Source organism: Rhizobium sp. BE258, from assembly GCF_031457345.1.
Lineage (GTDB): Bacteria > Pseudomonadota > Alphaproteobacteria > Rhizobiales > Rhizobiaceae > Rhizobium.
The window spans coordinates 105456-119659 of the sequence record NZ_JAVDWL010000012.1; the positions used below are offsets into that span (position 1 = coordinate 105456).

The window sequence follows — 14204 nt, forward strand, 5'->3', positions numbered from 1 at the left end:
CCCGGCTTCTCAGACGGCGCATAATCCTCCCGTCAAGGTTGGCCCGGAGGCTGGATGGTGTGATGGACAAGAGCAGCGGCACCGGCGTCAACGGTTCCGGAACCGCCCAGAGGGGTCTGTGGCGGCTGATGCTGAAGCTGCCTGCGATGCGCGGAAGGCTCCAGATTCTCGCTGCGACGTCACCGTCCATCACCGACCTGTTCGAGGCCTACGAAGAGGCCAGCCTCACCCTGGAACGGATGTCGAAAGACCGGCCCCGATCGCAATGTCCCCTCCGGGAAGAATACGAAACCGTGTGCGCTGAGATCGAATCCGATGTGATCCATTATGTTCTCGGGCACCCTTCCGGCGTGTCGGACTGACACAGGGTTCGCGTCAAAATCGATCAAGTTTCGGTTTCATTAGCGTTCGGCCTTGCAACTTCTTGCCATCTCGGCGATAAATTACTCTGTTCTACTTTAGCTTTGACAAGGTGTGCGAGGGGCTGCCATGAATGCTGAAGTACACGACTTGAAGGCTTGCGAGGTTTCCAAGGACGAAGCAAAGGTCGAACTCGAGCGTCTGCTCGCCGACCAGCGCTTCCGGGTCACCGAGCGTCAGAAAGACATTCTCAGATATCTGGCGGAGCGCCGCTTCAACGATTGCGACGAAGGGGTCAAGGCCTATTCGGTGGCGCTTGACGTTCTAGGGCGGCCGAGCGGTTTCGACGCCTCGACCGATCCGATTGTGCGCATCGAGATCAGCCGTCTGAGATCGGCGCTCGACGCCTATTATCAGGCCTTCGGCACCGCCAGTGGCGCCACGATCCATATTCCAAAGGGCATGTATATTGCCCTTTTCCCGGCGACACTCGTGCCGCACGAGCCGGATGACGAGCTGCATCCGGGGTTCGAGCCAGCCGGCGAAAGTGAACCGGCGGCGACGATTTCCGAGGCTATGGTGCAGGCAGTACGCTCCCGCAGGTCGGTGCGTCTCGGAGGAGCCGCAGCTGTCGCGGTAATTGTCGCGGCGCTTGGTGGTGCGGCGAGCTTCGAGCTGCTGGCCGGGCAGCCTGCGATGACGGCAAAGCCGACCGTCTATATCCTGATGGAGGCCGCCGAAGGCCGCATGCAGGGCGAGGCCAGCCAGACGCGCGACACGCTGATGACCGCGCTGACCCAGTTTACGACGCTGACCGTCGCCAAAGCCAGCTATTCCGACGTGCGGTCGGCGGGCCGCGCCGGCCGGAATTACGAGATCGACATCAAGTATTACGGCGATGCGGATGATCGCAGCGTCTGGTGGCAGATCGCCGACAGCGCCACGGGCGACCTGCTCCGCTCCGGCCTCGAACGGGTGGATATCAGCGGCAAGAGCCCGGCTGCCGTCCGAGAGGAGATGGCGGGCGCGCTGGCGCAGCGTTTTGCGGCAACGCGCGGCGTGATCAACAATATCGAAATCCATGAAACGCCCGATGATGCCCTTGGCAATGCCTGCGTGCTGCGGGCGGAATATGCGCTTGATGAAGGCGGCGCAGACCGCGTGTTGCGCAGCCGTGACTGCCTGGAAAGCAGCCTGTCTGCAGCTCCCGCCGACCCGGATGCGACAGCGCTGCTGGCGCGGATTCTGCTTGCAGGCAGGGGTGCCGCGTCCGACCCGTCCGTCCGATTGCGCGCGCTGGAGCTGGCGAAGGGTGCAGTCTCCTCGGCGCCGCTATCGGACAGGGCGCAGGTGGCTCTGATGACGGCGCAGTTCGCCGCGGGCCGGACCGAGGCGGCCGTCCGGGCCGGAAACCGTGCGGTGGAGCTCAACCCGAACAATGGCGATGCGGCGGCAAAGCTGGCGCTTGTCCTCTATCTCTCGGGTTTCAAGGACGCAGGTGTGGCGATGGCGCATGATGCCAGCCACGGCGTCGATGCAGCCCCGCGCGACGCCACCCTGGTGCTGGCGCTCGATGCCTACAAGACCGGGCGCTATTCGGAGGCGTCGCTTTTGTCCGAGCAGATCAACTGCACCGACTTCCTGGTCTCAGCGCTCCGGACCGCTGCCCTCGGCCAGCTTCAGTCACCGGAGGCTCGCGAGCGCATGGCGGAGATCAGGGGGAAGGATCCTGATTTCGAGCGGAACTTCGCTGACAGGGTTGCCGTCTGGCGCCTTCCACCGGACATTGCAGCGGAACTTGAGGCCGGTCTCGTGAAGGCGGGCGCCGATGTCGATCCGAATGCCGTGGCGAGTGTCGCCAAGCCCTAAGCAGGGCCATCGGCATTGCCGTTCGCTAGCTGGACACACGTTCATGAACGAAAAGATCGGCTGCATGCGCTGCGCGTAGAAACGCATCTCGCGCCTTCTCCGGCTCCTCGCCATTTTCGTAGACTTCCAGACAGAGGCGCAAGGCTTCGTCGCGCTCCGGCCCGAAATCCGGTTCCGGCCATTTGTCGATCAGGCAGTCGGCGGCTTCTTGCGTGGTCCGCACGACCTGCAGGCCATGTGGCCGCGGCATCTCGATCGCGATCGGCTGTTTCCAGGGAGCGTTGTACATGGGCTCGTCCTCTCCGGCTGAGCAAGCTTTACGAGAGGATGCAGCACTCGGATTAGTCGCCGGATCAAAATTCGGCGATTGGCCACACAGCAAAGGCATGGCCAATCGGATTGTTAAGGTGCGGATCTAAAGACTGTCTTCCAATCGGCTTTCATATCGACGACGAGCCAGTTGCGCCGCTCTGCCTCATCGAGCGCCTTGTCCAGCTTGCCGAAGGGTGATTGCCGGTCATAGGCATATTCGCGGTCGGCGTCGGTGTGGTGGACGATCATCGCGAAGCCCGGGCCTTTGGCAGCGGTCGTCCAGCGCATCATCTCGTAGTCGCCATCCGAATTGCCTGCAACGAAGATTGGCTTGCGGCCGATGAACTTGTTGATGCCGGCCGGCTTGCCCGCGCCGTCATCGACAAAATCGATCTTCGGAAGCCGCTTGAGGACAGGCACGTCGCCGACGATCGCATATTCCGTGGAGATGGTGCTGCCGACCACCTGCTGTGGCGGTATGCCATAGAGCTTCTCCGTGACCGGCCGCATGAATTCGACCCCGCCGCCCGAGACGATGTAGGTCGTAAAACCATTGCTGCGCAGGTAGTCCAAAAGTTCGCGCATCGGCAGGAAGGTCATATCGGTATAGAGCTTGCCGGTTTTCGGGTGCTTCGCGGTCGCAAACCAGTCGGTAACGATCTTGTTGAACTGATCTGTCGCCATGCCGGCATGCGTTGCCATCACAAGCTCGACGAGGCCGAGTTCGCCGCCTTTAGCGATGCCTTTCAAATCGCCATCGAGCACGCTCTTGAAGGGTTCCTTGGTTTTCCATTCGGGGTGCTGCGGCGCGAGGGTCTTCACGCGGTCGAGCGCAAAGCCGAGCTGGATATAATAGGGCTGCTCAGACCATAGCGTGCCGTCATTGTCGAACACCGCGATGCGGTCATCCGGCGCGACGTAGCCATCGCCGCCTTCCGTCACCGTTGCCTTCACGAAACTCATGATGCGGTTCTTGGCTGCCGTATCATTCCATGAGGCAAGTGGCTCCTGCGCGAAAACAGGCAGAACGCCGGCGATCGTCAGAATGAATGCGGCTAGCAGGGAAAAGAGGGTGGTATCGGCGTGACGCGTGCGGCTCATGCGGCTTCTCCTCACATGTGAACTCTCTTGATGCAGCGAAAGCCGACATGGCTGGTGGACGTATCCTCGGGTTCGGCATGGCGGGCCGCGGGCCGGTAGCGCCGGCAGTAGTTTGGCGCGCAGAGATGCGACCCGCCCTTGAGGACTCGCCGGGCTATGCGGATTGCCGGAAGCCGCGGGTCATAGCTTGCCTCGGCCTCGCCGCCCCTCGGGTTCTTCGGAATGCAGCAGGTCTTGGCAGCGGGCTCCGGATGCCGTGTGCTCCAGTAATCTGCAGTCCATTCCCAGACATTGCCGATCATGTCGTAAACGCCGTAGCCGTTTGCCGGAAAGGACCGCACGCGCGAGGTCCGCTCCTCGCCCTTCCGCTTGTTCGATTGCGTCGGAAACGTTCCCTGCCAGGTGTTGGCCATTGGTTTTCCGCCGGGCATCAGCTCGTCGCCCCAGGCAAATTCCACGTCGTCGAGGCCGCCGCGCGCGGCAAATTCCCATTCTGCCTCTGTCGGCAGGTCGAGCCCGGCCCAGTCCGCATAGGCCTTGGCATCAGACCAGGAGACGTGGACAACGGGGTGATCTAGCTTGCCGCGCAGATCGCTGAGCCCGCCGAGCGGACGCCGCCAGTCGGCGCCGAACTTGAACGTCCACCACTGCGAGATATCGGGACCACTAACGCCTTTCGGCTGAACAAAAAGCAGCGAGCCGGGCCGCAGCATCTCCGGAAGGGCGCCCGGATAATCCTTTGGATCAGGTGCTTTCTCGGCCATCGTCACATGGCCCGTCGCCCTGACGAATGCCATGAACTTCCGGTTCGTCACCGGTGTGTCGTCGATCCAGAAACCATCGACCCTGACCGGGTGCGCGGGTGCCTCCTCGGGATAGTGGTCGTTGGAACCCATGGTGAAGGTTCCGCCGGGAATCCAGGTCATGCCCTCTGGTGCCGCAAGGCCGTCGAATGCCAAAGCCATCATCGCCTCCGCTTTCATTGGCTGCATGTTTGCGCGCGGCTTGGCCCGGCGTAAGTACGCAACGGTAAATGCCGCCGCATTTACGTCCGGTGCAGCGTAAATGCTGACCTTTGCGGTGCTGCCAGGGTGTCCGCGCCCGGGTTGAGCGCGGGCAATGCCATCCGTGGGTGTGTGCCCGCCCGGTGATCGCCGGCCGATGTCACGAGCCGCGCCAGCCGCTGCCGGTCGAACGCGCTGCTGCGGCCTCCATAAAGCGTGCTCTCAAGACCGGTGACCTCATCTGCCAGATCGGGATGACCGCTTGCCGCCCAATCATGCAACGTGCGAAAGCCTTCCTCACGGCTCCATGCCTGAAGGGCGGCATAGACCCCGGCGGGGTCTGCGGACAGGATGGATTTTTGCAGACCGCGCAGCAGGTAGCGGCGCGATGTCTTGAACCGCAGTTCGGCAGCCGACAGATATCGCACGAGCGCGCGCGGCAGGCGTCGCATTGCCCATGCTGCGGCTCCAGCGGCCAGCCCAAGCAGGATAACAAGCATCAGATGCTGCCGCTGTTCGAAGGGAGCAGCCATCCTCGGTGCCTGCACGTCGGGCGCAATCCCGGTCCTCGCAGGCGCTGCTGCGACAAGGACTGTAGTCGAAGGCAGACGAGCGACCGTTATCCCGCCACTGTCCAGATCGAACCAGGAATAGTCGATCGGAGGTATCGCGAACCGGCCCTCGGCCGTAGTCGTGTAGACGAGGGTTTCGGTCCTCCGGCTTGCGGTATCGCGGCCGATCGCAATGCCGTCTTCCGTCTTCGCCGGTTTCGCATATTGAGTCAGCCCAGGAGCGGCACCGGCCTCGACCGGCGGGATCATGATGGCCTGGGTATCCCCGGCGGTAATGGTGATCGTGCGCGTCAGGGCATCACCCGCCTTCAGCGCCGCAGGATCCCGGTCAAAGGCCTGCGCGATCGTCAGGCCCCGGGCGGCAAAACCTGCTCCCGCGGTCGCGTTCCCGTGGGTCTCGAAACTCAGCGGATTGGTTTGCACCGTTACGCGAAGCGGTTTCCCATCGACCGCGTAGCCGAGCTCGATATCGATTGCGGGCACTGCATAAGTGCCCGGCACCTCCGGAACGATGGCATAGCGCGTGCGAATGCCAGCATACTGAATTCCGTCGGCCGTCTCGGTCAGGTGTTGAGACCGCTCGCCGGGCAATGTGACAAGGGCATCCGGAATGCCGAACAGCGGGAATTGCGGTGGCGAGGTGAAGAAATCGGGCACGAAGACATCCACCGTCACATAGACCTGCTGCCCGGGTACGATCTTGCCGTCATCCTCCACGGAGGCCCTGGCATAAGGCCCGGCTGCGAATGCCTGCAGCGGGCAGAGCATCAGCATGATGAGCCAAAGGTATCTCACGGCTTCTTCTCCTGAAGCTCCATTGCAAATTTCCGGGCCATCAGGTCTGCAGGGCTGACCTCGATGTTCTTCATCCACATTTCCGAAGTCTGTTCGGCTACAGCGACGGTCCCGGCCTTGCCCTGTTTGCCCTTGTCGTCGAACTGGACGCTATCCGGCTTCTCGCTGGGATCCTGCGGCTGGTCAGCCTGTTCGTCCTGCTTCAGCTTGAGCAGCCGTCGAGCGATGGCCAGATCGGCATCCGCTTCCGGCCAATTGGGCCGCTTTTCAAGCGCCTTGCCGTAGGCGGCGACCGCCTCCTCCAGCTTGCCGAGATGCAGCAGCGCATTTCCCTGATTGAACCAGCTAGCGGCGCTGCCGTCAGAAGCAAAGGCATCGACCGCATCCTGGAACCGTCCGGCGCGGTAGAGGGCCGTACCCTTCCACATGGGGTCCTGGAAATGTGCCGATGCCGACGCGAAGTCGCCGCGTTCGAACGCGAGCTGGCCCTGCTGATCAGACGTCAGCCACATATCTGCAAGACCTGCCGCTTCCGCGCTCGCGGGCGCTGCAAGCTTCAGCAAGGCGAGCATCACGGCGACCTTCACGACCCATCCGCGCCGGAAGGAGAGGGCGAGCAGCAGGGCTGCAGGCGGCAACAGCCACCAGCCCATATCATGCCAGCGATCACCCTCACTGGCGGACTGCTGCGCAAAGCTGGTGCGAATATGCTGGCCAACCCACCGGACATCGGCATCGTCGTCGGTGAGAGTGGCGACAGATGCGCCAGATGCACTTCCAAACGCCTTGAGCGCCTCGAGGTCGAGCTTGGCGACGACCCGGCTTCCGCTCACTGCGGTGAGGAAGCTGCCGTCCGCCTGCTTGACCAGACCGCCTTCGGCGGTGCCGATGCCAAGGGCGATCAGGGCGCTGCCGGTCTTCCCGGCAGCGCCGGCAGCCGTCTCTTCTATGCCGTCGGTCATCAGCAGGATCGTGCCGGGACTGCCATCCGCGCGAAGCAGGCTGCCAGACAGCGTCAGAGCGGCGGCAGTATCCTTGCCGGGTTTCGGCATGATGCGTGTCGCCAGCGCATCGGTATAGGTTTCGATGAGCGCTTGGTCCTCCGTCAGCGGTACGACGAGAGGCGCCGTCCCGGCATAGGCGACCACCGCGGTGCGGGCACCGGCGCGGGCCGTCAGGATGTCGTGGATCTTGAGCTTGGCGCGCTCCAGCCGGCTTGGCGTGATATCGACGGCGTCCATCGTCGGCGATAGATCGACAGCGATGACGAGGGCGGCCGAATCCGAGACGAAGGGAGGCGCTTCGCGATGCCAGGTTGGCCCAGCACCGGCGAGGATGGTCAACGCGGCCAGAGCCGCGATCATCCAGGCCGGCCGCAGATGACGTCGGCGGTCGGGCTCGATGACCAGGCTGTCGAGGAGGTGCGGGGCAATCATGTCGCTCCAGCGGGCCCTGCTGTCTCCGGCGCGATGTGCCAGCCAGACGATCACAGGGGGCAGAGCCAGTGCAAGCAGCCACCACGGCCGCAGGAAATGGAAATCGGCGATCATCCGGGCGCCCTCCGCCTGACCAGCCCCGCGCCGCCGGAGATCAGATAGTAGCCGCCGAGCAGGACGGCTGCGGCTGTGGCCGGCCAATGGAAAAGCTCGGTGCGCGGCCGCCAGGTCAGAACTTTCTGATCTTCAGGCGTCATGCTGTCGAGCGTGTCGTAGATGGCCGCGAGTTCCTGCTGATTGCCGCCGAAGAAATACTGGCCGCCGCTGCTGGCGGCGATCTGCTTCAGGGTTGCCAGATCGAGCTTGTCTTCGCCGGTGGCATCAGGGTCGCCGATGCCAATCGTGTGGATCGTGACGTTCTTCGCCTTGGCCACTTCAACGGCTTTGAGGGGCGGCATCTTGCTTGCCGTGTCGTTGCCGTCAGTCAGCAGGATCAGGACCTTCTCCGGCACCGTGGTCTTGTCGAACATGCGGATGGCAAGGCCGAGAGAGTCGCCCAGCGCCGTTCGCGGTCCGGCGATCCCTGGCATCAGGTCTTCGACCATCGTGCGGACGAGGGCATGATCCATGGTGAACGGAGCGAGCGGATAGGGCGCATCACCGAAGGCGATCAGCCCGATCCTGTCGCCGCCACGCTTGCCGATGAAACTGGCTACGACCTGGCGGACGGCATCGATGCGGGATTCGAGCGCGCCCTGTGGCGTGCGGAAGTCTTTCGCCTCCATCGATTGCGACAGGTCGAGTGCCAACAGGATGTCGCGCTGCGGCTCCTTCTTCTCGATCGGGGGCTCGACATATTGCGGGCGCGCCAGCGCGATGACGATGAGGCACCATGCAAGCGCGAGAACGGCGGTCTGCACCCATCCTCGCCGCGCGACGACCGAACCCTCGCTCGGTGTCACGCCGGCTGCCCGCGCGACCTGGTCGAAGAAGGGCAGGCGGACCGATGTCGAGGTCTCGCGTTTTGGCGGCAGAAGCCACCAGACGAGTAGCGGTACCGGCAGGAGAAGAAGCAGCCAGGGAAGATCAAGCTGATACATGATGTTTCTCGATCCAGCGGCGGGCGCCGAGAGCCGCATCTTCGACGGTGCCCGGTGCAAGGGCAGAAAGCGCCGCATCCGGCCGGTATTCAAGATCGTCGAGAACGCCATTCAGCGCCTTACCGGCACCTCCCGACGTGCTTAGAAACTGAACCCAGTCTGCGCCATCGATCGCCGCCACGTCCTTTCGCGGCCAGGCGGCGAGGGCAGTGCGCTTCACAAGTTCGGCGATTTCGCGCAGCGCAAGGGCCGGCTTTGCTTTCGCGGTGCTGCTTTCGATCTGATCAAGCTGCCGCATAGCCTCTCGGCGGTAGGCATTTCGGTGGTACCGGAGAGCTGCAAGGATGACCCAAGCGAGAGCGAGCGCACATGCGATCGCCGCCAGGACGGCCCAGCCCCAGGTCTGCGGCATCCAGGATACCGGCGGCGGCACCGCAATGTCGCGCAGCGAGCGCAGCGCCGTTTCCGTCATCGGATCGAGTTTCGCGGCCGGTTCCATCAGCGCCTCCGCTGGCGCCAGGCCGATTGTTCCAGCAGTTTGCGCAGCTGCGGCGCCGTTTCTTCCGCCGCGGAAATCGGCAGCATCGGAAGGCCAAGTTCTTTCTGCCAGGCACGCAATTCGTTGCCGCGATCGGTGGCGAATTTGCCGATGGCGGCGCGAACGGCGCTGCGGCCAAGGCTGAGTTCCGCCTGCAATGCTCCGCCGCTAACGACGATCTCGCCGCTATCGGGCAGTTCCAGCAGAAACGGGTCGTAGATCAGCAGGCATATCACGTCATTGGTGGCGGAAAGCTGCAACAGCAGGTCGCGTGTCATGGCGCCATGGCCATCGAAGTCGCTGACGATGATCACCAGATGATCGTGGCGGGCGACGCTGGCCGTCTGGCGCAACGCATCGTCAAGCGCGGTTGACGCAGGCGCATCCGCATAGGCTGCCGAAAGCCGCGCGTTCTTCTCGGCAATGCGATCGGCAAGAGCAATGACGGCATTGCGACTGCGATGCGGGCGGACTTCGCTGATGCCGGTATCGCCAAAGACGAAACCGCCGACCCGGTCTCCGGAGCCGAGGATGCGCCAGGCGCAGAGCATCGCAGCTTCAGCCGCCGTCACCGATTTCATCGACCGGCGGCTCCCGAAGAACATGTTGATGCGCTGATCGACGACGAGGATGGCGGGCCGCTCCTTCTCTTCGCCGTAGATCCTGACCACGGGCCGCGATGTCCGCGCCGTCACCCGCCAGTCGATGGAGCGGATGTCGTCTCCAGGCAGATATTCGCGCAGTTCTTCGAAGATCAGACCGCGGCCGCGCAGAGCCGATTGCATGCTCCCGGCCATCTGCTGGTGGCTTCTGGCTTTCTGCACGAAGGTCAGGTCGCGGGCTCGGGCTTCGAGTGCGACAAGCTGCTCGGTCGAGATATGAACACCATCGTTTGCCAACGGCGCTTGTTTCATGAGACGGCCACCAGTTCGGTGATGCGGTCGATTACCTGATCGGCAGGCGTGTTGGAGGCATGGGCTTCATACGAGAGGATCAGCCGGTGACGGAACACGTCGTTGACGACGGCCTTCACGTCATCGGGCGTCACGTAGTCACGGCCCCGGAGCCAGGCGTAGGATCGCGAAACCTTGTCTAGGCCGATCCCGCCGCGCGGGCTGACACCGACCTGCAGGAGAGCGGCAAGATCCTTGTTGTAGCGGTCCGGATAACGGGTCGCGAATACCAGGGCGACGATATATTTCTCGACGGGATCGGACAGTGTGACCGCGCCTATTTCCCTGCGGGCATCGAAGACCGACTGCTCGCTCAGACGTTCCACCACCGGCGGTTTGGCTGTCGTCTGAGCAGCGTTCTCTTCGCTCCGGTTGAGCTGCATGATCAGCGCTTCCGACTTTTCGTCGGGATAGCCGACCTCGACATGCATCAGGAAGCGGTCGAGCTGCGCTTCAGGGAGAGGATAGGTACCCTCCTGCTCGATCGGGTTCTGCGTCGCCATCACCATGAAGAGGCCGGGCAGAGGATAGCTTTTGCCGCCGACCGTTACCTGCCGCTCCTCCATGGCCTCGAGCAGGGCGGATTGCACTTTCGCTGGCGCCCGGTTGATTTCGTCGGCGAGGATCAGATTGGCGAAAATCGGTCCTTGCTGAAACTTGAATTCGCCCTTTCCGCCTTCGGAGAAGTAGACCTCCGACCCGGTGATATCGGCGGGCAGCAGGTCGGGCGTAAATTGAACGCGTGAGAGATCGGCGGCGAGGTTCTTCGCAAGGCTCTTGATCGCCCGCGTCTTGGCAAGCCCTGGCAGCCCCTCGACGAGCAGATGACCGTTGGCGAGCAGCCCGAGCAGCAGCCGTTCGACCATGGCGTCCTGGCCGATGATGGACTGGCCGATGCGTTTGCCGAGCGCAATGATATCGTCGCGTGCCGTCATGAAACCCTCGAGGAATAACGGGAAATGGGAGACGCGCACAGATGCGCGCCTCCTTCGTCGTTGTTACTTCTCGATGCCGCGATCCTTGAAGGACTGGTCGATCGCCTTGTCCACCTGGGCGCGGACGCCCTCGATGTTGAAGCTGGCGACCCGCTGGCTCGGCGGATATTTTACGAAGGTCTCCAGAAAATTGGCGGCTTTCAGCTGGCCTTTGACCAGCAGATAGTCGTTGCGAGTCAGCCAGTCGTTATACTGGTCCGAAACCGTATCGGCGCGTTCGTACGGGTCCATCCGCAGGTTGAACAGCTTGGGAATGCGCCAAGTGATCAAAGGCGTACGCCACACTGCAAAGCCACCGGACGCAGGCTGCTCCTTGAAGACAACTTTCCAGTCGTCGTAGCGTATGCAGACCAGATCGCCATCGTCGTCGAAGTAGTAGAAGTCGCTACGCGCGCTCTTGTCGGACTTTCCGGTGATGTAGTCCAGCTGGTTATAGCCATCGAGATGGTTCTTGAACGTCGTGGTGCTGCCCTGTGGCTGCCAGCCATCAAGGAGGCGTTTCTTGACGTCGGGATCGCCCGCTGCCGCGAGCAGTGTCGGGAACCAGTCGAGGCCGGACATCATGCCGTTCGAGATCTGGCCCGGCTGGATGTGTCCGGGCCATTTCACCATGGCGGGCACGCGGAAAGCGCCTTCCCAGTTGGTATCCTTCTCACTGCGGAAGGGCGTTGTCGCCGCATCCGGCCAGGAGAATTGATTAGGCCCGTTATCCGTGGTGTAGACAACGATGGTGTTGTCGGCGATGCCGAGATCGTCGAGTGCCTTCAGGAGTTTACCGACGTCGCCGTCGTGCTCCACCATGCCATCTCCATATTCGTTGCCCGGCATGCCGCTCTGACCACGCATGGATTCACGCACATGGGTGAAGAGATGCATGCGGGTGGTGTTCATCCACGTGAAGAACGGCTTGTTCTGCTTGACTTGACGGCCCATGAAATCGATTGCGGCAGCGGTCGTCTCGTCGTCGATTGTCTCCATGCGCTTCTTGTTCAATGCGCCGGTATCCTCGACTTCACCATCGGCAGAGGCCTTAATGACGCCACGCGGATTATAAGCCTTAAGGAACTCCTGATCATCCTTCGGCCAATACGGCGCTTCGGGCTCTTCCTCGGCATTGAGATGGTAGAGATTGCCGAAAAACTCGTCGAAGCCATGGTTGGTCGGCAAATACTCGTCGCGGTCGCCCAAATGGTTCTTGCCGAACTGTCCCGTGGCATAGCCGAGCGGCTTCAGCGCCTGGGCGATCGTCATGTCGCCGGCCTGCAAGCCGACAGGGGCGCCCGGCGCGCCGACCTTGCAGAGGCCGGTGCGCAGGCAGGTCTGCCCGGTGATGAATGTCGAGCGGCCTGCCGTGCAGCTGTTTTCGGCATAGTAGTCCGTGAACATTATGCCCGCTTTCGCGATGCTGTCGATATTCGGCGTCTTATATCCGACGACGCCGAAGGAGTATGCGCTGATATTGGTTTGGCCGATGTCGTCGCCAAAGATGACGAGGATATTGGGCTTGGCCGCAGCCGTGCTGGCGGCAGGCGCTGCCTGCTGAGCGTTTGCTGGCGAAAGGAAGGTCGTCGATGTCAGCGTCATGGCGGCGGCAACCGCCGCCGAGAACAGCTTCTTCTGAAGAGATACCGTCATGACGCTCTCCTCGCTGATGGATCGTTCAACATTGCAGTCTCCCTTGTGCCGGGCGGCCGCGCCTCCGGCTTCTGATCGTCGTCAGGCGACGCCGCAGGAGACTTGTTCCTTTCAGTAGCGGGCGGAAGTACGTAACAGTAAATCCCGGCGTAACTGAGCGTAAATGCTGGACTAAACCGGCCGGCTCATTGCGTCAGCGGCTTGGATTGCTGGTCTTCCCGCAAGGTCGCTCCGACGTCCGAGTCCGCGGGCCTGTGCGCCGGTTGTTCAACGATCGTCAGTGGCGCCGCCACCGCCGTGCCCGCCACCGTTCCGACCGTGCGCACCGTGCCGCCGACGACCGCCGCCACGCCTTGGCCGAGAGTGATGTTGGAGTCCGTCAGGGTCTGCCCGGTCATCAGCCGCTGACCGATCAGCTGGACGATCTCCGGGCTCTCGGCGAATTTGCCATGATTGAGCCGGTCACCGGATTTGACCTGGGTGAGGTCGATGGCAGTGATGGAGGCCTCAGCGAGCTTCGATCTATACGGCTCCTTGGACGGGTCGATGGCGCCGAGGCGTGAAACACGCCCGGTAATGAAGCTCGACAGCGCCAGCGCCCGGTCGTCCTGCGACACGAAGATGGTGAACTTCGGCCGCGGTTCGCCCATCTCGACGAATTGCTTGGCGAAGACCTGAATATCGATATCAGGCGATGCCAGAATGACATTATGGATCTTGCGGTTCACGTGGCCGTCGCGAATGCCCATCTGCCGAAGAGACTCCATCGCCAGCCATGTTCCCATGGAGTGGGCAAGCACCGTGATGTCCTTCACCTCGGGGTCCTGCGCCAGCACGCGAAGCGTCTGTTCGAGCGCGGTCCGCGAATAATTGGTGCTTTCCTTGTCGTATTCATAGCCCGTCACTTCGGCGCGCGACGGCCAGGTGAAGAGGATCGGCGTGGCATGCATGCCGCTGTCATGGACGATCTGTGCCAGCCGGAAGACGGAATCCTCGTATTTGTTGTTGAAGCCGTGGATGAAGACCAGCGCATGGCCGCCTTGGATATGCTGCTTGAACCAGACGCGCCCTTCGGGCACCGTCGCGATCGGCTGGACGTGGGTCACCGCGAAGTCGGTCGCAGGATTCGGCGGCAGGCGTTTCGGCCATTGCACCTCGCCGGATTTCCTGCCAGGCGGAAGCGATACGGAAATGTCGGTGAGATAGGGCTTCGGGCTGCGCTCACCGTTGAAAAGTGTGGCAGGGTCGCCGGATGGCTGGCGCGTCGTGGCAACGAGCATATCGACCTGCGCGGTCTTCGGCGTCGCCGCCGTCAGCACCACAGGGGTCATGACGCCGCTCGGATGTCCGCAGGATGCGAGCAGCAGCACAATGGCGAAAACAGCTGATATCTTCATTCCGGCTCCATCGATCCCCAACGTCGGCACAATAGGCATCGCGCCCGCACGCGTAAGTACGCAACGGTAAACCGCTGTAAATTTACGGTCCGGTCAGAGGCGTTTACCGTTGCGTACTTATGTTCCCTCTTCGCAGC

General features: G+C 62.5%; 13 protein-coding genes. 2 read left to right on the forward strand and 11 right to left on the reverse strand.

Annotation, left to right across the window (positions count from 1 at the left end; translation table 11 throughout):
* The first annotated feature begins 62 nt into the window (after positions 1 to 62).
* Positions 63 to 362 carry a hypothetical protein gene (locus J2X43_RS30415; RefSeq protein WP_112389986.1) on the forward strand — a complete coding sequence of 100 codons (300 nt, stop codon included), beginning with the start codon at positions 63 to 65 and terminating at the stop codon, positions 360 to 362.
* Between the two features lie 127 nt (positions 363 to 489).
* The gene (locus tag J2X43_RS30420; protein ID WP_112389985.1) at positions 490 to 2229 is read left to right on the forward strand and encodes a hypothetical protein; all 1740 of its coding nucleotides are present in this window, start codon (positions 490 to 492) and stop codon (positions 2227 to 2229) included.
* Between the two features lie 25 nt (positions 2230 to 2254).
* Here J2X43_RS30420 and J2X43_RS30425 read toward each other — a convergent pair whose 3' ends face one another.
* The 11 genes from J2X43_RS30425 to J2X43_RS30475 form a co-directional block, all read right to left on the reverse strand.
* Entirely contained in the window at positions 2255 to 2518 is a 264-nt protein-coding gene (locus tag J2X43_RS30425) for a DUF982 domain-containing protein (RefSeq protein ID WP_162698768.1), read from the reverse strand.
* 113 nt (positions 2519 to 2631) lie between these two features.
* Complete coding sequence (locus J2X43_RS30430) at positions 2632 to 3642, reverse strand: HAD family hydrolase (RefSeq protein ID WP_310301320.1); 1011 nt, start codon at positions 3640 to 3642, stop codon at positions 2632 to 2634.
* Positions 3643 to 3653: 11 nt separating this feature from the next.
* Entirely contained in the window at positions 3654 to 4607 is a 954-nt protein-coding gene (locus J2X43_RS30435) for a formylglycine-generating enzyme family protein (protein ID WP_112390084.1), read from the reverse strand.
* A gap of 80 nt (positions 4608 to 4687) precedes the next feature.
* The gene (locus tag J2X43_RS30440) at positions 4688 to 6013 is read right to left on the reverse strand and encodes a BatD family protein (protein ID WP_112389982.1); all 1326 of its coding nucleotides are present in this window, start codon (positions 6011 to 6013) and stop codon (positions 4688 to 4690) included.
* Positions 6010 to 7563, reverse strand: coding sequence for a VWA domain-containing protein (locus J2X43_RS30445; protein ID WP_310301327.1), 1554 nt, complete (start codon positions 7561 to 7563; stop codon positions 6010 to 6012). Before J2X43_RS30445 ends, J2X43_RS30440 begins: the two co-directional genes overlap by 4 nt.
* Positions 7560 to 8549, reverse strand: a complete 990-nt coding sequence (locus J2X43_RS30450; protein WP_112389980.1) for a VWA domain-containing protein — start codon at positions 8547 to 8549, stop codon at positions 7560 to 7562. The genes J2X43_RS30445 and J2X43_RS30450 overlap by 4 nt, the downstream gene beginning before the upstream one ends.
* Entirely contained in the window at positions 8536 to 9048 is a 513-nt protein-coding gene (locus J2X43_RS30455) for a DUF4381 domain-containing protein (RefSeq protein ID WP_112389979.1), read from the reverse strand. The genes J2X43_RS30450 and J2X43_RS30455 overlap by 14 nt, the downstream gene beginning before the upstream one ends.
* Positions 9048 to 10001 carry a DUF58 domain-containing protein gene (locus J2X43_RS30460; protein WP_112389978.1) on the reverse strand — a complete coding sequence of 318 codons (954 nt, stop codon included), beginning with the start codon at positions 9999 to 10001 and terminating at the stop codon, positions 9048 to 9050. The genes J2X43_RS30455 and J2X43_RS30460 overlap by 1 nt, the downstream gene beginning before the upstream one ends.
* Positions 9998 to 10975: a MoxR family ATPase gene (locus tag J2X43_RS30465; RefSeq protein ID WP_112389977.1), complete on the reverse strand. Its 978-nt coding sequence runs from the start codon at positions 10973 to 10975 to the stop codon at positions 9998 to 10000. The genes J2X43_RS30460 and J2X43_RS30465 overlap by 4 nt, the downstream gene beginning before the upstream one ends.
* 63 nt (positions 10976 to 11038) lie before the next feature.
* Entirely contained in the window at positions 11039 to 12670 is a 1632-nt protein-coding gene (locus J2X43_RS30470; RefSeq protein WP_112389976.1) for an arylsulfatase, read from the reverse strand.
* Between the two features lie 185 nt (positions 12671 to 12855).
* Entirely contained in the window at positions 12856 to 14067 is a 1212-nt protein-coding gene (locus J2X43_RS30475) for an alpha/beta hydrolase (protein ID WP_112389975.1), read from the reverse strand.
* Between the last annotated feature and the right edge of the window lie 137 nt (positions 14068 to 14204).